Source organism: Rathayibacter sp. AY1B4, from assembly GCF_002932815.1.
Classification (GTDB): Bacteria; Actinomycetota; Actinomycetes; order Actinomycetales; family Microbacteriaceae; genus Rathayibacter.
The window spans coordinates 152,953-172,218 of the sequence record NZ_PSWN01000001.1; the positions used below are offsets into that span (position 1 = coordinate 152,953).

Genomic DNA, 19,266 nt, shown 5'->3' on the forward strand with positions numbered 1-19,266 from the left:
ACGGCGGGGGAGCAGGGGTCAGCGCGCGATGTCGGCGAGGAGGGCGGCCGTCGCGGCGACGAGGTCGGCGGGGGCGAGCTCGATGTCGAAGCCCCGGCGCCCGCCCGAGACGAGCACCGTGTCGTGGAGCTCGACGGTCTCGTCGATCACGGTGCGGTGCCGCGTCCTCTGCCCGAGCGGCGAGATGCCGCCGAGCACGTAGCCGGTCCGGCGCTGGGCCAGCACGGGGTCGGCCATCGCCGCCCGCCTGCCTCCGACCGCGGCCGCGAGCTCCTTCAGCCCGAGGGAGCCGGTGACGGGCACGACGCCCACCACGAGCTCGCCGTCCACGTCGACCATCAGGGTCTTGAACACGCGCTCCGGCTCGACGCCTAGCGCCTCGGCCGCCTCGAGCCCGTAGCGCGTCGTGGCCGGGTCGTGCCGGTACTGGCGGGGAGTGAAGGGGACGCCCGCCGCCGTCAGCGCGACGGTCGCCGGGGTCCCCGGCCCGCTCCTCGCCATCAGGCGTCCTGCTCGGCCGCCGGCCCGTGCGCGGCGAAGAGCTGCATCGAGGTTCCGGCCACGCGGATGACCTGCCCCGGCTCGAACGACTCGCCGTGCTCCAGCGGCTCCGGCTCCTCGCTGTTCCACAGGCGCGTGTAGCCGGCGACCCCCTCGCCCTCGGCGAGCACGACCGTGGTGTCCTGCTCGACGCCGTGCACCACCAGCAGGACACGGTCCGGCTCGCCCTCGACCGGCGTCGAGGCCGCGAGGTACTGCAGCGTCCGGTTGGCGGCGGAGGTCCAGTCGTGCTCGCTCATCCCGCGCCCGTGGGCGTCGAACCACGTCATGGTCGTGGCGCCCGGCTCGCTCGCGTCGCCGCTGCCGTAGCGGGAGGGACGCAGCGCCGGGTGCTCGCGCCGCAGGCGCAGCAGGGTGCGCGTGTGCGCGCGGAGCGCGAGCTGCCAGTCGGCCAGGCCCTCCCAGCGCACCCAGGTCAGGTCCGAGTCCTGGCAGTAGGCGTTGTTGTTGCCGCGCTGGCTGCGCCCGGTCTCGTCGCCCGCCGTGATCATCGGCACGCCGGCCGACAGGAGCAGGGTGCCGAGGAGGTTCCGCATCGCCTTGCGCCGCGCCAGCGTGATCCGCTCGTCGGTGGTGGGGCCCTCGAAGCCGTGGTTGAAGGAGCGGTTGGTGTCGGCTCCGTCGCGGTTCGACTCGCCGTTGCCGATGTTGTGCTTGACGTTGTACGAGACGAGGTCCGCCAGCGTGAAGCCGTCGTGCGCGGTGACGAAGTTGACCGAAGCGAGGGGTCCCCGCTCCGCCGAGAAGGTGTTGGAGGACCCCGAGAGCCGGGTCGCGAAGCCGCCGATGCCGACGGGGGCCGTGCCGGCGCGGCGGGCGTAGTCGATGTCAGAGAGCCAGAAGTTGCGGGCGCGGTCGCGGTAGCGGTCGTTCCACTCCGACCACCCGGCCGGGAAGTTCCCCGTCTGCCAGCCGCCCATTCCCACGTCCCAGGGCTCGGCGATCATCTTCACGCCGGCCAGCGCCGGATCCTCGACCGCGGCCCGCAGCAGCGGGTGGTCGCTCCGGAAGTGCGCGATCTCGTCGCGGCCGAGGGTCGCGGCCAGGTCGAGCCGGAAGCCGTCGATCCCGACCTCGCCCGACCAGTAGCGCATCGAGTCCAGCGCGAGGCGCTGCGCCGCGGGCCGGCCGAAGTCGATCGTGTTCCCGCAGCCGGTGACGTCCACGTAGTGGCCCTCGGGCGTCTGGCGGTACCAGCCGGCGTCGTCGATCCCGCGCAGGCTCGACATCGGCCCGCCCGGCCCCTCCTCGGCGGTGTGGTTGTAGACCACGTCCAGGATCACCTCGAGGCCGGCCTCGTGCAGGAGCTTCACCATCCCCTTGAACTCCCGGAGCACCGCGGTCGGTCCGCCGCGCTGCGCGGTGGAGGAGGCGTACGCGGCGTGCGGGGCGAAGAAGTTCAGCGTGTTGTAGCCCCAGTAGTTGGTCAGCCCCTGCCGCAGCAGGCGCTGCTCCGACACGAACGCGTGCACGGGCAGCAGCTCGACCGCCGTCACGCCCAGATCGAGCAGCGCCGAGACCGTCGACTCGTGCGCCAGGCCGGCGTAGGTGCCGCGCAGCTCCACGGGGAGCGCCGGGTTCAGCCGGGTCAGCCCCTTCACGTGCGCCTCGTAGATCACGGTGCGGTCCATCGGGGTGCCGGGCCGGGAGGAGGAGCCCCAGTCGAACGCGTCGTCCACGACGACGGAGCGCCACTCGTTCTCCGCCACCCGGTGCAGGCCCCGGGAGTACGGCTCCAGCAGGGCCCGGCGGGGGTCGAAGCGGTGCCGGGGGCCCGTCGGCCCGTCGACGCGCAGGGCGTAGCGGCGGCCGGGGGCCAGCAGATCGGAGCGCGCGGACCAGACCGCGGCGTCGTCGCGCGCCAGCGGGACCGTGCGGGTCACCCAGGTCGGATCCTTCTCGTCGTACAGCAGCAGATCGACGGCGCTCGCGCTCTCGGACCAGACCCGGAGCTCACCGCCCTGATCGTCCACGGTCACGCCGAGCCGGGCCAGGGGATCGTGAGAGGTCATGCGACTTACAGTAGTGACGGGCACCGGCTCCCTCCGTGCGCCCGACGCGGGACGAAGGGCTGCTGTGATCTACCTCGACCACGCCGCGACCACCCCGCTGCGCGCCTCGGCGCTCGCCGCGTTCGCGGAGGCGTCCGCCCACGCCGGCAACCCCTCCTCCGTCCACGGCTCCGGCCAGGAGGCGCGCCGCCGGCTGGAGGACGCCCGGTCGGCGCTCGCCGGGGTGCTCGACTGCGAGCCGATCGAGGTGATCCTCACTGCCGGCGGCACCGAGGCGGTCAACCTCGGGATCAAGGGCCTCTACTGGCAGCGCCGGAGCGAGGACCCGGCCCGCGTCCGGGTCCTGGTCGCCGAGGGGGAGCATCACGCGACGCTCGACTCGGCCGCCTGGCTCGCCGAGCACGAGGGCGCCGTCCTCGAGTGGCTGCCTCTCGACGACGAGGGCACCCTGCGGCCGGAGGCGCTCGCCGCGGCGCTGGAGAAGGACCCCGGATCGGTCGCCCTGGTCACGGTGCTCTGGGTCAACAACGAGATCGGGACGATCAACCCGATCGCCGAGCTGGCGGCGGCGTGCGCCCGCGCCGGCGTCCCCCTCCACGTCGACGCGGTCGCCGCCCTCGGGCACGTGCCGCTGGGGATCGCCGAGATCCGCCGCGCCTCCGGCTCCGGGCGCGGCGCGGGACTGGCCGCCGTCAGCGTCTCGGGTCACAAGGTCGGCGGGCCGATCGCGACCGGTGCGCTCGTGCTCGCCCGCGACGCCCGCGTGGTCCCGGTGCTGCACGGAGGCGGACAGCAGCGGGGCGTCCGCTCCGGCACTCAGGACGTGCCGGGTGCCGCGGCCTTCGCCGCCGCCGCGGTCGAGGCGGACGCCGAGCTGTCGGCGGAGGCGCGGCGCCTGACAGCCCTGCGGGACCGGCTCGTCGCGGGCGTCCTCGCCGCCGTGCCGGGGGCGACCCTGACCGGGCCCGCCCTCGACTCCGGACGCCGGGTCGCCAACAACGCGCACCTCGCCTTCCCCGGTGCGCAGGGCGACTCCCTCCTCTTCCTCCTCGACACCGCGGGCGTCTCCGTCTCGACCGGGTCCGCCTGCACGGCGGGGATCCCGGAGCCCTCGCACGTGGTCCTCGCGCTCGGCCGGAGCGAGGACGAGGCCCGCGGGGTGCTCCGGATGACGCTCGGCCACACCTCGACCGACGCGGACGTCGACGCCCTCCTGGCCGCGCTGCCCGGCGCCTACGCCCGCGCCGCCCGAGCCGGACTCTCGAACCGCGCGGTGCTGCCCGCCTGAACCCCTGCCGGCCGCGCCCGCGGGAAACGTAGACTCGCACGGTGAAGGTTCTGGCGGCGATGAGCGGTGGAGTGGACTCGGCGGTGGCCGCGGCCCGCGCGGTGGAGGCGGGGCACGACGTGGTGGGCGTGCACCTCGCCCTGAGCAGGATGCCCGGCACGCTGCGCACCGGCAGCCGGGGGTGCTGCACGATCGAGGACTCGATGGACGCGCAGCGCGCCGCGAACGTCCTCGGCATCCCGTACTACGTGTGGGACTTCTCCGAGCGGTTCAAGCTGGACGTCGTCGACGACTTCGTCGCCGAGTACTCGGCGGGCCGCACCCCGAACCCCTGCATGCGCTGCAACGAGCGGATCAAGTTCGCCGCCCTGCTCGAGAAGGCTCTCGACCTCGGCTTCGACGCCGTCTGCACCGGCCACTACGCCTCCCTCCGCACCGCCGCCGACGGCTCCCCGGAGCTCCATCGCGCGAGCGACGAGGCGAAGGACCAGTCCTACGTCCTCGGCGTGCTGACGGAGCAGCAGCTGCGGCACTCGATGTTCCCGCTCGGCTCCACGCCGTCCAAGGCGATCGTGCGCGCGGAGGCGGCGGAGCGGGGCCTCAGCGTCGCGAGCAAGCCCGACAGCTACGACATCTGCTTCATCCCCGACGGCGACACCCGCGGCTGGCTCGCCGAGCGCGTCGCCCCCGAGACCGGAGCGGTCGTCGATCGGGACGGCGCGGTGGTCGGCTCCCACGAGGGCGCCCACGGGTACACGGTGGGCCAGCGCCGGGGCCTGCACCTCGGCGTCCCCGCGCCCGACGGACGGCCCCGCTTCGTCCTGGAGGTGCGGCCGGTGAGCAACGAGGTCGTGGTCGGTCCGCGCGAGGCTCTGCGCATCGGCGAGATCGCCGGCGAGCGGTTCACCTGGGCGGGCGCCGCTCCCGAGGACGCGGACGCGCCCTTCCGCTGCGACGTCCAGATCCGCGCGCACGCCGACCCGGTCCCCGCCTCCGCGGTGGTGTCGCACGTCGATGGCAGGGTGGAGCTCGTGATCACTCCGGACTCGCCGCTCGACGGCGTCGCCCCCGGCCAGACGGCCGTCGTCTACCTCGGCACCCGCGTGCTGGGCCAGTGCACGATCGACCGCACGGTCGCTGCCGACGCCGCGGTGCTCCGATGAGCGCCGTCGAGCCCGCCGCCCGCGTCGAGGAGCTGCGGGCGCGGATCCGGTCGGCGAGCGACGACTACTACGCGGCCGACTCCTCGCCGCTGTCCGACGCCGAGTACGACGCCCTGGTGCGCGAGCTCGCCGCGCTCGAGGCCGAGCACCCCGAGCTCGCCGCCGAGGACTCGCCGACGCGGACGGTCGGCGGGATCGTCGGAGCGGGCCTCGCCCCGATCGACCACGCCGAGCGGATGCTCTCCCTCGACAACGTGTTCTCGGCCGAGGAGCTGCGCGAGTGGTGCGAGAAGACGGTGGCCTCGGCCGACCGCCCCGTCGCCTGGCTCACGGAGCTCAAGATCGACGGGCTCGCGATCTCCCTCCACTACGAGAACGGCCGCCTCGTCACGGCGGCGACCCGCGGTGACGGCCGCACCGGCGAGGACGTCACCGTCAACGCCCTCCGCGTCGCGGGCATCCCCGAGCGCCTCTCCGGTGAGGGCCACCCGGCACTCGTCGAGGTCCGCGGCGAGGTCTTCATCCCCGTGGCCGCCTTCGCCGAGCTGAACGCCCTCCAGGAGACGCTGCGCGACGAGGCGGTCGAGGAGGCGCGGACCCGCTGGTCGACCCGCCCGGCCGCCACCCGCGGCGTCTTCGAGGAGGAGAAGGCGCGCACGAGCGCGCTGCGGCGCTTCCCGACCTTCGCCAACCCGCGGAACGCGGCGAGCGGCGGCCTCCGCCAGCAGCTCGACAAGAAGTCGGGTCTCGACCTGCGCGCCGGCGAGGCGCGCGTCGGCTCCCTCGCGCTCTACGTGCACGGCATCGGCGCCTGGCCGGACCCGCCGGTCGCGACCCAGTCCGAGGTCTACGGGCTCCTCTCCTCCTGGGGACTGCCGGTCAGCGGCCACAACCGCGTCTCGGCCTCGGTGGAGGAGGTGCTCGCCTTCGTCGAGCGCTACGGCCGCGAGCGGCACTCGGTCGAGCACGAGATCGACGGCGTGGTCGTGAAGGTGGACGAGCTCGAGCTGCACGACGAGCTCGGCGCCACCAGCCGGGCGCCGCGCTGGGCGATCGCCTACAAGTACCCGCCCGAGGAGGTCCACACGACGCTCCTCGACATCGTCGTGAGCGTCGGGCGCACCGGCCGCGCGACGCCGTTCGCCCAGATGACCAAGGTGAAGGTCGCGGGGTCCGAGGTGCGCCAGGCCACGCTGCACAACGCCGACGTGGTCAAGGCCAAGGGCGTGCTCATCGGCGACACGGTCGTGCTGCGGAAGGCCGGGGACGTCATCCCCGAGGTGCTCGGCCCGGTGGTGGAGCTCCGCGACGGCTCCGAGCGCGAGTTCGTGATGCCGACGCAGTGCCCCGAGTGCGGCACCACGCTCGCTCCGGCCAAGGAGGGCGACGTCGACCTGCGCTGCCCCAACGCGGAGTCCTGCCCCGCGCAGGTCCGCGGACGCGTCGAGCACATCGGCAGCCGCGGCGCGCTCGACATCGAGGCGCTCGGCGAGGTCAGCGCCGCCGCCCTGACCCAGCCCCTGGTGCCCGCCGAGCCGCCGCTGCGGACCGAGGCCGGCCTGTTCGAGCTCACGGTGGCCGATCTCTTCCCGATCGAGGTCGTCGTCCGCGACTCCGAGACGGGTCTGCAGAAGCTCGACGCGAAGGGCGATCCGAAGGTCGTCACGCCCTTCAAGCGCAAGCGGCAGCTCGCCAAGGACGGCGCCTTCGACCCGGAGGCGGGAGCCTTCGCGGGGGACGCCGCCTCCGTGCCCTCCACCAACGCCCTCCGGCTGATCGAGAACATCGAGCGGGCGAAGACCAAGGAGCTGTGGCGCCTGCTGGTCTCGCTCAGCATCCGGCACGTCGGCCCGGTCGCGGCGCGCGCGCTGGCGGGCTACTTCGGCTCGCTCGACGCGATCCGCGGGGCGAGCCGCGACGAGCTCGCCGCGGTCGACGGGGTGGGCGGGATCATCGCCGACGCTCTGATCGCCTGGTTCGAGGTCGCCTGGCACGTCGAGATCGTCGACCGCTGGGCCGCGGCCGGAGTGCGCTTCGCCACGCCCGGCCACCCCGGTCCCGGTGCCGCGGACGCCGCTGGCGGGGTGCTCGCGGGTCTCACGGTCGTGGCGACCGGCAGCCTGGAGGGGTACTCCCGCGAGGGGGCGCAGGAGGCCATCCTCGCGGCCGGCGGCAAGGCCGGCTCGAGCGTCTCCAAGAAGACCGACTACGTCGCCGCCGGTCCCGGCGCCGGCAGCAAGCTCGGCAAGGCCGAGGCCCTGGGGCTCCGGATCATCACCGCGGCCGAGTTCCACCTCCTGGTGACGGAGGGACCGGACGCGATCGCGCTGCCGGAGGAGGCGTCCGCCGATGCTCCGGAGGAGGCGTCCGCCGACGCTCCGGAGGAGGCCGCCGCCGGCCCGGACGGGGACGTCGCCGGCGCATCGCGCTCCGACGTCTCGCCGGAGGACGACGCCGTGCCGGAGACCGACGCCGTCCCGGACGCGGCCGCCCCGAGCACGGAGGAGCCGACCGGGCCCGATGCCTGACGCGGGCGGCGGGGAGCGGCGGGCGTTCCTGCGCCGCTCCCTCGCCGACGCAGCGTCGCTCGCGCTCGACGCCGCGGCTCGGCCCACCGCCGCCGAGCGCCGGACCGCCGAGGTGCTCGGGCGGATCGACCACGTGGTCGTGCTCTCCTTCGCCGGCCGCAGCCGCGACCAGGTCCTCGGCGCGCTAGACGATACTGACGGCCCGGTGTTCACCGGTGATACGGACGCCGTGATGACAGCGCCCGGCCCGGACGATCCTCCGGGCGCGCGCTTCGCCCCCGAGATGCTGCCGGTGCACGCGCTCCTCGCCACGGCCTTCGCGCGGGCCGACCACTGGCGCGCCGACGGCCGCGATCCGCTGCCGGCGGCCCTGCGCGCGGCCCGGGAGACCGGTACCGGCTGGGCTCTCGCGGTCGACGAGCGGCAGGGCGTCTCGACCACGCTCCTCGCCGATCCGGAGTGGCCCCACCGCGATCCTGGCGCCGCCGGCTCCCGCGGCGGGCGCCTCCTTCCCGTCGACGCGCTGGCCGCCGAGGCCGCTGCCGGCTCCCTGCCTCCGCTCGTCCTGGTCGAGCCGCGGTCCCTCGTCGATCCGGCCGACTTCGCCGACGCCGCAGCCGCCGGCACCGATCGATCCGCCGATGCGCGCCTCGCGGAGCAGCTGCTGCACGTCGTGTTCGACGCCGTCCGCGACGGGGAGCGGGCGGGGCGGCGGATGCTGCTCCTCGTCACCGCGCGGGGGAGCGCAGGGCGGCCCGGCACGGTGCCGGCGCTCGTGCTCGCCTCGGCCGTCCCCTCGGGTGCACGGATCGGCGTGCCGCTCGGTCCGGAGACTCCCGCGCAGCTCGTCCGCGCCCGGGCGGGCGTGCGCCGGGCGCTCGTCGATCCGCAGGTCCGAGAGCTGGCCGCACTCCTCAGCGGTCCCGACCGCCCCCTCGCGCGCTGGCCCCGCACGGCGCCGGCGTTCGCGCCGCCCGCGCCGGTCGGGCGGCGCCTCCGCGACGCGGCCCGCCGCGCCCACGTCGACCTCGAGCCGGAGGCCGGACTGCTCGCCCGCCTCCGGGCCGCCGCCCCGGGCGCGTCGCTACACTCCGAGCAGGCGCAGGCGGCGCAGGAGAGGCGGCGGAGATGACCAGCGAGCGGACTCCCTCGGAGCACGACGACGGAGCTCCGCGCTCCCGCTCCCGCCGCCGCTTCCTGGCCGGAACCGCCGCCGCCGGAGTCGGAGCCGGAGCACTCGCCGGCGGCGCGATCGGCGCGGCCGTCGCCTCCGGTCCCCGCCGCGAGGAGGAGCCGCGACTGCCCGCCCGCACGGAGCCGGGCTTCGACCACGTCGTCGTGATCATGTTCGAGAACCGCTCCTTCGACAACGTCCTCGGCCGCCTCTACGGACCGGACGACCTGCCCGCGGGCGAGAGCTTCGAGGGCCTCCTCCCCGACGAGCGGACGAACACCAGCGCCGGGGGACTGACCGTCGGCACGCACGTCTACGAGGGCGCCACCGACTCCGTGATGCGCCAGCCCGACCCGGACCCGGGCGAGGAGTACCCGCACGTCAACACCCAGCTCTTCGGCACGGTGGATCCGCCCGAGAACGTCGGCCGCACCGTCGGCGCCATGACCGCGCCCTTCAACGCGCCCGCCGACGCCTCCGCCCCGACGATGAGCGGCTTCCTCGAGGACTACGTCCAGCACCTGCGGGTGATGAAGAAGGGGCAGGAGCCCACGGCGGAGGAGGCGCGGACGATCATGGGCGGCTTCTCGCCGGAGATGCTGCCCGTCTTCTCCACCCTCGCCCGCGAGTTCGCCGTCTTCGACCAGTGGTTCTGCGCCGTCCCCTCCCAGACCTTCTGCAACCGGTCCTTCCTGCACGCGTCGACCTCGCACGGCTTCGTCACCAACAAGCAGGGCGGCGGCTACGAGAAGTGGCTCGCGGACGACCTGGCCGACGCGCCGACGGTGTTCAACCGCCTCGAGGAGGCGGGGAGGACCTGGCGCGTCTACTTCGACGCGCTGCAGGTGGTCTCGTACACCGGGTTCCTGCACGCGCCGGTGCTCGAGAAGTACTGGAAGACCCACTTCTCGACGATGGACCGGTTCTACGCCGACGTGGAGAACGGCGAGCTGCCCGACTACGCCTTCCTCGAGCCGCGGCTCGTCTTCGACCACAACGACATGCACCCGCCGACCGGGGTCCTGCACGAGGACGAGGTCGACGGCACGCCCGTCTACGACAGCGCGCTGTCCGACGTCCGCGCCGGCGAGCTGCTGCTGCACCAGGTGTACTCGGCGATCCGGGAGAGCGCGAGCACGACCGGCTCGAACGCGGTGAACACGCTGCTGATGGCGACCTTCGACGAGCACGGCGGCCTCTACGACCACGTCCCTCCGCCGTCGGCGACTCCGCCGGGCGACGGCCGCGAGGGCGAGATGGGCTTCGCCTTCGACCGGCTCGGCTGCCGCGTGCCGGCGATCGCCGTCTCGGCGTACACGAGGGCCGGCACGATCGTGCACGACGAGCTGCACCACGGCGCGGTGATCCGGACCCTCAGCGCCCTGCACGGCCTCGAGCCGCTGACCGCTCGCGACGCCTCCGCCCCCGACCTCTTCGGGGTGCTGACCCTCGACGAGCCGCGGCAGATCGGCGACTGGCCGACCACGGTGCCGCAGTACCTGCCCCCGAACCCCGAGGCGGCGCCCGCGCATCCGGCGCACGTGAACCGCGACAAGCCGCTGAGCCCGCCCGCCGTCGGCCTGATGGGCCTGCTGCTGGCCCGGTACGGCGAGCCCGGCGAGGACCTGCCGACCACCTACGAGGGCGCGTACAACGCACTCCTGAAGCACGGCGCCAGCCTCTTCGGCGGCTCCTGACGGGCGGGCGGCACGGGCGGAGGCGGTGCGGGCGCGCCGAGTAGACTGGCGGCCGGAAATCCCCCCGAACCACCAGACGGAGACGCATGTCCGAGATCACGGCCGACACGGTCGCCCATCTGGCCCAGCTGGCCAGGATCGACCTCACTTCCGACGAGATCGGGAGCCTCACCAGGGAGCTCGGCCAGATCGTCGACTCCGTGCGCGCGGTCCAGGCCGTCGCCACGCCCGACGTGCCGGCGACCAGCCACCCGATCCCGCTCGAGAACGTCTTCCGGCCCGACGTGGTCGGCGAGACCCTCACGCTCGAGCAGGCGCTCTCCGGCGCGCCCGAGCACGACGGCAGCCGCTTCCAGGTCTCCGCGATCCTGGGGGAGGAGCAGTGAGCGCGCACGGCGACGAGCTCGTCCGCCTCAGCGCGTCCGCCCTCTCCGAGAAGCTGGCCGACGGCTCGGTCTCCTCGGTCGAGGCCACCCGCGCCCACCTCGAGCGCATCGACGCGGTCGACGGAGCGGTCCACGCCTTCCTCCACGTCGCGCGCGAGGGCGCGGTCGCGTCCGCCGAGGCGATCGACCGCCGGCGGGCCGACGGCGAGTCGCTGCACCCCCTCGCCGGAGTGCCTCTCGCGGTCAAGGACGTCATCGTCACGAACGACATGCCGACCACGAGCGGCTCCCGCATCCTCGAGGGCTGGCGCCCGCCCTACGACGCGACCGTCATGCGCAAGGTCCGCGAGGCCGGGCTGGTCCCGATCGGCAAGACCAACATGGACGAGTTCGCGATGGGCTCGACCACCGAGCGCAGCGCCTACGGCCCCACCCACAACCCGTGGGACCTCGATCGCATCCCCGGCGGCTCCGGCGGCGGATCCGCCGCGGCCGTCGCGAGCTACGAGGCGCCCCTGGCCCTCGGCTCCGACACCGGGGGATCGATCCGCCAGCCCGCGCACGTGACCGGCACCGTCGGCGTGAAGCCGACTTACGGCGGCGTGTCCCGCTACGGAGCGATCGCGCTCGCCTCGAGCCTCGACCAGATCGGCCCGGTCTCCCGGACGGTCCTCGACTCCGCGCTGCTGCACGACGTCATCGCGGGCCACGACCCGCGCGACTCGACCTCGCTGCGCGACTCCTGGCCCTCCTTCGCCGACGCGGTGCGCCGCGCCGACGTGACGGGCCTCCGGATCGGCGTGGTCAAGGAGCTCGACGGCGGCGAGGGCTTCCAGCCCGGCGTGCTGGCGCGCTTCCACGAGGCGCTCGAGATCCTGCAGGGCGCCGGAGCCGAGGTCGTCGAGGTGAGCCTCCCGAGCGTCGAGCACGCGGTCGCCGCCTACTACCTGATCCTCCCCGCGGAGGCCTCCAGCAACCTCGCCAAGTTCGACTCGGTCCGGTTCGGCCTCCGGGTCACGCCGGAGGGCGGCGGCACGGTCGAGCAGGTCATGTCCGCGACCCGCGAGCAGGGCTTCGGCCCCGAGGTCAAGCGCCGGATCATCCTCGGCACCTACGCCCTCTCGGCCGGCTACTACGACGCCTACTACGGCAGCGCGCAAAAGGTCCGGACCCTGGTGCAGCGGGACTTCGACGCGGCCTTCGCGGACGTCGACGTGATCGCCTCGCCGACGGCACCGACGACCGCCTACCGCCTCGGCGAGAAGCTCGACGACCCGCTGGCGATGTACCGCGGCGACGTCGCGACCATCCCGGCGAACCTGGCCGGCATCCCCGGCATCTCCGTCCCCGCCGGCCTCGCCGACGAGGACGGGCTGCCCGTCGGCATCCAGTTCCTCGCTCCCGCCCGGGAGGACGTGCGCCTCTACACCGTGGGCGCCGCGCTCGAGGCGCTGCTCGAGGAGAAGTGGGGCCGCCCGCTCCTCGCGCAGGCCCCCGACCTGACCCACTCCGTGCTCTCCGCGACCGAGGAAGGTGCCGTCTGATGGCCTCCGCGCACACGTCCGCTCCCGAGCTGATGGACTACGACGAGGTCTTCGAGACCTTCGAGCCGGTGCTCGGCTTCGAGGTGCACGTCGAGCTCAACACGAAGACCAAGATGTTCTCGGACGCGCCGAACGAGTTCGGGTCCGAGCCCAACACGAACGTGACCCCGGTCGACCTCGGCCTCCCGGGCTCGCTGCCGGTCGTGAACGAGCAGGCCGTCCGCTACTCGATCAGCCTCGGCCTCGCCCTGGGCTGCTCGATCGCCCCGTCCAGCCGCTTCGCGCGCAAGAACTACTTCTATCCGGACCTGGCGAAGAACTACCAGATCTCGCAGTTCGACGAGCCGATCGCCTTCGAGGGCTCGGTCGAGGTCGAGCTGGCCGACGGCTCGCTCGTGCAGATCCCGATCGAGCGCGCGCACATGGAGGAGGACGCCGGCAAGCTCACGCACGTCGGCGGCGCCACCGGCCGCATTCAGGGCGCCGAGTACTCGCTCGTGGACTACAACCGCGCGGGGGTCCCGCTCGTCGAGATCGTCACGAAGCCGATCTACGGCGCGGGGAAGAGCGCGCCCGAGTACGCGAAGGCGTACGTCGCGACGATCCGCGACATCGTGCTGGCGCTCGGCATCTCGGACGCCAAGATGGAGCGCGGCAACCTGCGCTGCGACGCGAACGTCTCGCTCCGCCCGATCGGCCAGGAGAAGCTCGGAACCCGCACCGAGACCAAGAACGTCAACTCGCTCCGCTCGGTCGAGCGCGCCGTCCGCTACGAGATCCAGCGCCAGGCGGCGATCCTCGCCGCGGGTGGCACGATCACGCAGGAGACGCGCCACTGGCACGAGGACACCGGCCGCACCTCCGCGGGCCGGCCCAAGAGCGACGCCGACGACTACCGCTACTTCCCGGAGCCCGACCTGCTCCCGGTCGTGCCGAGCCCGGAGTTGATCGAGGAGCTGCGCGCCGCGCTCCCCGAGAAGCCCGCCGACCGCCGTCGCCGCCTCAAGCAGGAGTGGGGCTTCACCGACCTCGAGTTCCAGGACGTCGCCAACAGCGGCCTGCTGGTCGAGATCACCGAGACCGTCTCCGCGGGAGCCGCTCCGCAGGCGGCCCGCAAGTGGTGGACCGGGGAGATCGCGCGCCTCGCGAACGCGGCGGGCGAGGACCCGGCGTCCCTGGTCACCCCGGCCCAGGTCGCCGAGCTCGCCGGTCTGATCGAGAGCGGCACGCTGACCGACCGCCTCGCCCGCGAGGTCCTCCAGGGCGTCATCGCCGGGGAGGGCACCCCGCAGGAGGTCGTCGACGCCCGTGGACTCGCGGTCGTCTCGGACGACGGAGCGCTCATCGAGGCGATCGACGCTGCACTGGCCTCGCAGCCCGACGTGCTCGCGAAGATCCGCGACGGCAAGGTGCAGGCCGCCGGTGCCGTGATCGGTGCCGTGATGAAGGCCATGAAGGGGCAGGCCGACGCCGCCCGCGTCCGCGAGCTCGTCCTGGAGCGCGCGGCCGGCTGAGCCGGTGCGCGGGGAGGTGCGGTCATGAGCGGTGGAACCGGCGACGCGCCCCTTCCCGCGCGGCTCGAGCTGCCGGCGGGCGCCCTCCTGCGTCCTCTCGTCTCGAGCGATGCGGACCTCCTGCACGCGGTGATCGGCGAGCAGAGACCGTGGCTCGCGGCTCTCCTCCGCGGGGACGATCCGGCCGCCCTGCCGTCGGCGTCCCTCGGCGACGACGTGCGCGGTCTCCTGCGCCTCGAGGAGGAGTCGCGTGCGGGCAGAGCGCACGCGTTCCTGCTCGTCGGCCCGGACCGCACCGAGGCGCTGGGCGCTCTGAGCGTCCGGCCCGGCGGCGGCGACTCCGCCGAGGCCTCCTGGTGGGTCGTCCCCGCCGTCCGGGGCTCGCGGCTCGAGGAGGAGCTCGACGCCTACGCGCGCCGCTGGCTCCAGCAGCACTGGCCCTTCGACACGGTCACCACGCCCGACAACCACCCCGACGATCCCGCCTCCCTGGCCGGGGCGAACATCGTGGCGCTCGTGCCCGCCGCGCCGGAGCGCACCGCCCTCCCCGACCCCGACGCCGCCTCGGCGGCGCTCCTCTGGGCGGAGTACCGCTCCGCACATCCGGGAGTTGACGAGGCGCTCCCGCCGGTCGAGGCGTTCGGCGACAGCACGGCGATGGCGGACGAGCTGCTGGGCCTCGTGCGGCGCGGAGTGAAGACGGCCACGGCGTCCCTCGCCGAGGAGGGGGCGCCCGTCGCGGGCGAGCACTGGATCGTCTGCGACGGCGCGGGAGCGGCGCGTGTCGTCCTCGTGACGGACGAGGTGCGGACCGGTCCGCTCGACTCCGTCGACGACGCGTTCGCCTGGGCCGAGGGCGAGGGGGACCGCACGCGCGCCTCCTGGCTCGACGGGCACCGCCGCTACTTCGCCCGCGTCTCACCTGGCGGCATCGGCGACGTGGTCTTCGAGCGCTTCCACGTGGTCTGGCCGGAGGCCGACGCCGAGCGCGCCGCCGCCTTCGCCCGCTCGGTCGGAGCGTTCCGGCCCGAGGAGCTCGACGGGACTCCCGCGCAGACCTAGGGGGTTTCCCGGATGCCCCGCTCAGGCGCCCTGCGCCAGAGTGGAGTCATGGCTACTCTCGTGCGCCCCCGTCGGGGCAGGATCATCGCCGGCGTCTGTGCCGGTCTCGCCCGCCGATTCGGCTGGAGCCCCTTCGTGGTGCGTCTCCTGTTCGTGCTCTCGTGTCTCCTCCCGGGGCCGCAGATCATCGCCTACCTCGTGATGTGGGTGGTCATCCCGAAGCAGAAATGACCGAGGCCCCCGCTCCGAGCAGCCTCTGAGAGAACGCTCAGCACCCGGAGCGGTGAGAGGCCTACGGTGGCGGTGTGCGTCCGTCGGGCGCCGAGGAGGAGATCATGGGATTCCTGGACCGACTGCTGGGCCGCGACGAGCAGCCTGAGAGCGCACGCCGCTCGACGTACGCGCCGCCGCAGGCCGCGGACCGCAGGCCCGAGTACGGCTCCCCTCCGGCGACGTCTCCGCGCACCGACGATGAGCGTGCCATCGAGCGCTACCGCTACCTCCTCCGCACCGCGCCGCCCGAGGCGATCGAGCAGGTGCACCGCGAGGCCTTCGAGCAGCTGACCCCGGATCAGCGCCAGCAGGTCTTCCGAGAGCTCAGCGAGGGGGCCCCTGTCGGCGACGCGCCGAAGGACGACGACCCCCGCACGCTCGCCCAGTCCGCCACGCGGAGCGAGCTGCGACAGCCCGGATTCATGGAGCGCCGCTTCTCCGGCGGCGGAGGCATGGGCTTCGGCGGCGTCCTCGCCTCCTCGATGCTCGGCACGATCGCCGGGTTCGCGATCGGCTCGGCCATCGCGGGCGCGTTCCTCCCCGACGGGGGAGGCGACTACGCCGGCGGTGACGGCGGGGGAGACGCCTCGGCCGACGGTGGAGCGGATGCGGGAGGTGCGGACGCCTCCGGTGCGGACGCCGGAGACGGCGGCGGCTGGGGCGACTCCGGCGGCGGCGACTTCGGTGGCGGAGGCGACTTCGGCGGGGGCGGCGACTTCGGAGGCGGCGACTTCGGAGGCGGCGACTTCGGCTTCTAGCCTCGTTGCAGAGGGCCCCCGATCACGGACAGTGGTCGGGGGCCCTCGCTCGTTCCGGGCTAGTCCTCGTCGGTCAGCATGGCCTTCACCTGGCGGCGGAGGACCTTGCCGATCATGCTCCGCGGCAGCTCGTCGACGACGGTGATCCGCTTGGGCACCTTGTAGGGGGTCAGCGCCTCCCGGACGGCCTTGCGGGCGGCTGCGACGTCGAGTTGCGCGCCCGGCTCCAGGACGACCGCCGCCGCCACGGACTCGCCGCTGCGCGGATCGGGCAGGCCGACCACCGCCACCTCCTTGATCTCGGGCAGGCGGAGCAGCACCTCCTCCACCTCGGACGGCGAGACGTTGAAGCCGCCCGTGATCACGAGCTCCTTGATCCGGTCGACGATGCGCACGAAGCCGTCCTCGTCGATCGTCGCGATATCGCCGGTGCGGAACCAGCCGTCACCGGTGAAGGTCGCCGCCGTCTCGTCGGGCTTGCGGTGGTAGCCCCGGAACACCTGCGGACCGCGCACGACCAGCTCGCCCTGCTCGCCGGTCGCCACCTCCGTGTCGGGATCCTCGGGATCGACGATCCGCACGTCGGTGCCGGGAAGCGGGAGCCCGACCGTCCCGGCGCGTCGCGTCGGACCGACCGGATTGGCCATCAGGACCGGAGAGGTCTCCGAGAGGCCGTAGCCCTCGACGAGCGTGCCTCCGGTCAGCGCCTCGAACGACTCGACCAGCGCCGGGTCGAGCGGCATCGCACCCGAGATGGCGATCTCGATGCCGCGGAGGGAGACGCCCCGCTGCTGCGCGCTGCGCGCCAGGCGCTCCGCGATCGGCGGAACGGCCGGGAGGAAGGTGGCGGGGTGCTTCTTGACGACCTTCAGCACCAGCTCCGGGTCGAACTTCGGGAACAGCACCAGGCGCGCGCCCATGCTCATCGCGAAGGTGAGGCAGAGCGTCAGCCCGTAGGCGTGGAACATGGGGAGCACCGCGTAGACCACGCAGTCGCCGCGGCGGACCGTCGGCACCCAGGCGCGCGACTGGGCGGCGTTCGCCGTCAGGTTCGCGTGGGTCAGCTCGGCGCCCTTGGGTGTGCCGGTCGTGCCGCTCGTGTACTGGATGACCGCGAGGTCCTCCGCGACCGGGCGCGGGTGCGCCGGGTCGATCCGCCGGCGCAGCAGCGACTCCCACTCGATCGCGCCGCGGACCGGCCCCGTCAGCGCGGCGCGCGACTCCCGGGCCTTCTTCAGCGGCAGGCGGAGGGCTGCGCGCATCGAGGCGGGCATCGCGCGCGTGAGGTCGACGGCGACGACGGTCTCGACGCCGAGATCGGCCGGGAGGTCCTGCACCGTCGGCACGACGCGGTTCCAGGCGATCGCGACACGCGCACCGTGGTCCTCGAACTGGTGGCGCAGCTCGCGCGGGGTGTAGAGCGGGTTGTGCTCGACCACCACGGCGCCGAGCCGGAGGACGGCGTAGAAGGCGACGACGTGCTGCGGGCAGTTCGGGAGGACGAGGGCGACCGGATCGCCCGCGCGGACGCCCAGGCGGCGGAGTCCCTCGGCGGCCCGCTCCACCTCGTCGGCGAGCTGGGAGTAGCTGGTCGAACGGCCGAAGAACTCGAGCGCGACCTGGTGGGGATAGCGCTCGGCCGACTCGGTGACGATGTCGACGAGCGAGCCGGTCGGGAGCTCGAGCTCCGTCGGCACGCCGGGCGCGTAGCTGCGGATCCAGGGGCGGGGCGGGTGGGTGCTCACCCGCCCCACTCTAGGAGGAGGGGCCGGGGCTCAGGCTCCCTGAGCCACCGCGTCCTCGATCGGGGTGGGACCGGAGACGATCTCCCACGTCTTCGCGATGGAGGTCGGCTGCGCCAGGGCGGCGATCACCGTCGCGGCGACGTCCGCTCGCGGGATGCTCCCCTTCTCCACGGAGGTGCCGAGCGTGATCGTGCCGGTGCCCTCGTCGTCCGTCAGCCCGCCCGGGCGGAGGATCGTGTAGTCGAGGCCGGAGTCGCGAAGTGCCGCGTCGGCGTCGCGCTTGGCCTCGACGTAGGCCTTCCAGCCCTCCTCCGTGTCCTCGGGGAGCGGCTCGTCCACACCGATCGCGCTGACCTGCACGAAGTGCTGGACCCCGACGATCGCGGCGGCCTTCTGGCTGAGGACGGACGCCCCCAGGTCGACGGTGCGCTTGCGCTCCGGGCCCGAGTCGGGTCCGGCTCCGGCGGTGAAGACCATGCCGTCGACGTGGCCCAGCGCCTCGGCGAAGGCCTCGGGCGTCGTGTCCTCGAGGTCGTGCACGAGCGGCTCGCCGCCCAGCCGGACGATGTCCTCGGCGTGATCGGGGTTGCGGATCACTCCGACCGACTCGTGGCCGGCGTCGTAGAGCAGGTGCAGGATCTGCTGCCCCACCTTGCCGTGGGCTCCGATGACGGCGATGCGTGTCATGGACGTTCCTCTCCTCGTCGGGGCGGGTCGCCCCGTGTTCGTGTCCCCTCCATCCTGCCGCCGCGTCCCTGGGCGCCTCCAGGCCTTGACGGCGTTCGGGCGCCGGGTCGTCAGGCGGCGAGGCGGTCGTCGCGTCCGGTGATGGCGAGCAGGCGGCTCTGGAGGGAGGCGGCGTCGTCGACCGGCACGGGCGCGGCGTAGAGGCCGCTCGCGCGCAGGGTCTCCTCCTGGGGTGCGAAGAGCTCCCAGACCGCTGCGACGAGCTCCTCGTCCAGCCGCTCGTCGCTGCCGGTCGCGCGGGCGAGGTCCCAGGCGTGGACGGTCACATCGGCCGTCTGCTCCTGCAGCAGCTCGACGGCGCTGACGGTGTCGCGCCCCAGCTGCACGGTCGCCGCCGGGTCGACGGTGCGGACAGCGACGCGCAGGCGGTCGGTCACGCGGCGCCACTCGCTCCTCAGATCGGTGGCGACGGACTCGAGGCGCAGCGCCGACTCGTCGCCCCCCGAGAGGAGCGTGTGCGCGCGCTGCTGCTCGCGGACGACGTGCAGCACCAGAGCGCGCGTGTCCCACTCGGTGTCGGGCGTGGGGGCCGACCAGTCCTCGACGGCGCTCAGCCGGAGCTCGAAGGCGCGGTGGGCGCGGTCCTGCAGATCGAGCCAGCGGCTCATCTCGGCGCCGGGGCCGGTCTCGGTGGCGGTGGGGGAGTCGGGCTGCTCGTGCGTCATGGTCTCTCCGGAGCGTCGTGGTGCTCGGGTCAACCGCGAGTGGTCGGCGCTCATTCCCGGCCGGCCCGGGCGCAGCGGCCGGGAAGCCGATGTCGGTGGTGGGTGCGATCATGTCCGGAGGTGTGGTCGAGCAGGACGGAGCGGCGTGA

16 protein-coding genes are annotated in these 19,266 nt (G+C 73.9%); 11 read left to right on the forward strand and 5 right to left on the reverse strand.

The features are described 5' to 3' along the window. Nucleotides 1-18 precede the first annotated feature (18 nt). Together ybaK and glgX are read right to left on the reverse strand one after the other, a co-directional pair. A complete protein-coding gene (gene ybaK, locus C5D66_RS00755) occupies nucleotides 19-501 on the reverse strand; it encodes a Cys-tRNA(Pro) deacylase (RefSeq protein ID WP_104226855.1) in 483 nt (160 codons plus the stop codon). Continuing rightward, the gene (gene glgX / locus C5D66_RS00760; protein ID WP_104254946.1) at nucleotides 501-2,573 is read right to left on the reverse strand and encodes a glycogen debranching protein GlgX; all 2,073 of its coding nucleotides are present in this window, start codon (nucleotides 2,571-2,573) and stop codon (nucleotides 501-503) included. The genes ybaK and glgX overlap by 1 nt, the downstream gene beginning before the upstream one ends. Before the next feature lie 64 nt (nucleotides 2,574-2,637). Here glgX and C5D66_RS00765 point away from each other — a divergent pair, with 64 nt between their 5' ends. From C5D66_RS00765 to C5D66_RS00815, 11 genes are all read left to right on the forward strand, one after another. Then, nucleotides 2,638-3,861, forward strand: coding sequence for a cysteine desulfurase family protein (locus tag C5D66_RS00765; RefSeq protein ID WP_308471150.1), 1,224 nt, complete (start codon nucleotides 2,638-2,640; stop codon nucleotides 3,859-3,861). Nucleotides 3,862-3,902: 41 nt separating this feature from the next. Beyond that, nucleotides 3,903-5,024: a tRNA 2-thiouridine(34) synthase MnmA gene (gene mnmA / locus C5D66_RS00770; protein ID WP_181028759.1), complete on the forward strand. Its 1,122-nt coding sequence runs from the start codon at nucleotides 3,903-3,905 to the stop codon at nucleotides 5,022-5,024. Next, complete coding sequence (gene ligA, locus C5D66_RS00775) at nucleotides 5,021-7,552, forward strand: NAD-dependent DNA ligase LigA (protein WP_104254944.1); 2,532 nt, start codon at nucleotides 5,021-5,023, stop codon at nucleotides 7,550-7,552. Before mnmA ends, ligA begins: the two co-directional genes overlap by 4 nt. After that, complete coding sequence (locus C5D66_RS00780) at nucleotides 7,545-8,684, forward strand: hypothetical protein (RefSeq protein WP_104254943.1); 1,140 nt, start codon at nucleotides 7,545-7,547, stop codon at nucleotides 8,682-8,684. Before ligA ends, C5D66_RS00780 begins: the two co-directional genes overlap by 8 nt. Continuing rightward, the gene (locus C5D66_RS00785; protein ID WP_104254942.1) at nucleotides 8,681-10,423 is read left to right on the forward strand and encodes an alkaline phosphatase family protein; all 1,743 of its coding nucleotides are present in this window, start codon (nucleotides 8,681-8,683) and stop codon (nucleotides 10,421-10,423) included. The genes C5D66_RS00780 and C5D66_RS00785 overlap by 4 nt, the downstream gene beginning before the upstream one ends. Before the next feature lie 86 nt (nucleotides 10,424-10,509). Then, nucleotides 10,510-10,809 (forward strand): Asp-tRNA(Asn)/Glu-tRNA(Gln) amidotransferase subunit GatC, encoded by a 300-nt coding sequence (gene gatC / locus C5D66_RS00790; protein WP_104223877.1) that lies wholly within the window; start codon nucleotides 10,510-10,512, stop codon nucleotides 10,807-10,809. Beyond that, nucleotides 10,806-12,353, forward strand: coding sequence for an Asp-tRNA(Asn)/Glu-tRNA(Gln) amidotransferase subunit GatA (gene gatA / locus C5D66_RS00795; protein ID WP_104247609.1), 1,548 nt, complete (start codon nucleotides 10,806-10,808; stop codon nucleotides 12,351-12,353). The genes gatC and gatA overlap by 4 nt, the downstream gene beginning before the upstream one ends. Continuing rightward, nucleotides 12,353-13,867: an Asp-tRNA(Asn)/Glu-tRNA(Gln) amidotransferase subunit GatB gene (gene gatB / locus C5D66_RS00800; protein WP_104254941.1), complete on the forward strand. Its 1,515-nt coding sequence runs from the start codon at nucleotides 12,353-12,355 to the stop codon at nucleotides 13,865-13,867. Before gatA ends, gatB begins: the two co-directional genes overlap by 1 nt. Nucleotides 13,868-13,891: 24 nt before the next feature. Next, nucleotides 13,892-14,929 carry an ASCH domain-containing protein gene (locus tag C5D66_RS00805; RefSeq protein ID WP_104254940.1) on the forward strand — a complete coding sequence of 346 codons (1,038 nt, stop codon included), beginning with the start codon at nucleotides 13,892-13,894 and terminating at the stop codon, nucleotides 14,927-14,929. Nucleotides 14,930-14,977: 48 nt separating this feature from the next. After that, nucleotides 14,978-15,160 carry a PspC domain-containing protein gene (locus C5D66_RS00810; protein WP_104223873.1) on the forward strand — a complete coding sequence of 61 codons (183 nt, stop codon included), beginning with the start codon at nucleotides 14,978-14,980 and terminating at the stop codon, nucleotides 15,158-15,160. Nucleotides 15,161-15,264: 104 nt separating this feature from the next. Further along, nucleotides 15,265-15,960 carry a hypothetical protein gene (locus C5D66_RS00815; protein ID WP_104254982.1) on the forward strand — a complete coding sequence of 232 codons (696 nt, stop codon included), beginning with the start codon at nucleotides 15,265-15,267 and terminating at the stop codon, nucleotides 15,958-15,960. Between the two features lie 59 nt (nucleotides 15,961-16,019). On the opposite strand, the gene C5D66_RS00820 is transcribed toward C5D66_RS00815, so the two are convergent. The 3 genes from C5D66_RS00820 to C5D66_RS00830 form a co-directional block, all read right to left on the reverse strand. Further along, nucleotides 16,020-17,705 carry a long-chain-fatty-acid--CoA ligase gene (locus tag C5D66_RS00820; protein WP_104254939.1) on the reverse strand — a complete coding sequence of 562 codons (1,686 nt, stop codon included), beginning with the start codon at nucleotides 17,703-17,705 and terminating at the stop codon, nucleotides 16,020-16,022. 30 nt (nucleotides 17,706-17,735) lie between these two features. Then, nucleotides 17,736-18,392: an SDR family oxidoreductase gene (locus C5D66_RS00825; RefSeq protein ID WP_104223727.1), complete on the reverse strand. Its 657-nt coding sequence runs from the start codon at nucleotides 18,390-18,392 to the stop codon at nucleotides 17,736-17,738. Nucleotides 18,393-18,502: 110 nt separating this feature from the next. Further along, nucleotides 18,503-19,117 carry a TIGR03086 family metal-binding protein gene (locus tag C5D66_RS00830; protein ID WP_258059445.1) on the reverse strand — a complete coding sequence of 205 codons (615 nt, stop codon included), beginning with the start codon at nucleotides 19,115-19,117 and terminating at the stop codon, nucleotides 18,503-18,505. Between the last annotated feature and the right edge of the window lie 149 nt (nucleotides 19,118-19,266).

Excerpts from the sequence above, each read along its gene's own strand:
- ybaK (WP_104226855.1), bottom strand. The coding sequence starts at position 501 with ATGGCGAGGAGCGGGCCGGGGACCCCGGCGACCGTCGCGCTGACGGCG.
- glgX (WP_104254946.1), bottom strand. The coding sequence starts at position 2,573 with ATGACCTCTCACGATCCCCTGGCCCGGCTCGGCGTGACCGTGGACGAT.
- ligA (WP_104254944.1), top strand. The coding sequence starts at position 5,021 with ATGAGCGCCGTCGAGCCCGCCGCCCGCGTCGAGGAGCTGCGGGCGCGG.
- C5D66_RS00780 (WP_104254943.1), top strand. The coding sequence starts at position 7,545 with ATGCCTGACGCGGGCGGCGGGGAGCGGCGGGCGTTCCTGCGCCGCTCC.
- C5D66_RS00785 (WP_104254942.1), top strand. The coding sequence starts at position 8,681 with ATGACCAGCGAGCGGACTCCCTCGGAGCACGACGACGGAGCTCCGCGC.
- gatC (WP_104223877.1), top strand. The coding sequence starts at position 10,510 with ATGTCCGAGATCACGGCCGACACGGTCGCCCATCTGGCCCAGCTGGCC.
- gatB (WP_104254941.1), top strand. The coding sequence starts at position 12,353 with ATGGCCTCCGCGCACACGTCCGCTCCCGAGCTGATGGACTACGACGAG.
- C5D66_RS00805 (WP_104254940.1), top strand. The coding sequence starts at position 13,892 with ATGAGCGGTGGAACCGGCGACGCGCCCCTTCCCGCGCGGCTCGAGCTG.
- C5D66_RS00810 (WP_104223873.1), top strand. The coding sequence starts at position 14,978 with ATGGCTACTCTCGTGCGCCCCCGTCGGGGCAGGATCATCGCCGGCGTC.
- C5D66_RS00815 (WP_104254982.1), top strand. The coding sequence starts at position 15,265 with ATGGGATTCCTGGACCGACTGCTGGGCCGCGACGAGCAGCCTGAGAGC.
- C5D66_RS00825 (WP_104223727.1), bottom strand. The coding sequence starts at position 18,392 with ATGACACGCATCGCCGTCATCGGAGCCCACGGCAAGGTGGGGCAGCAG.
- C5D66_RS00830 (WP_258059445.1), bottom strand. The coding sequence starts at position 19,117 with ATGACGCACGAGCAGCCCGACTCCCCCACCGCCACCGAGACCGGCCCC.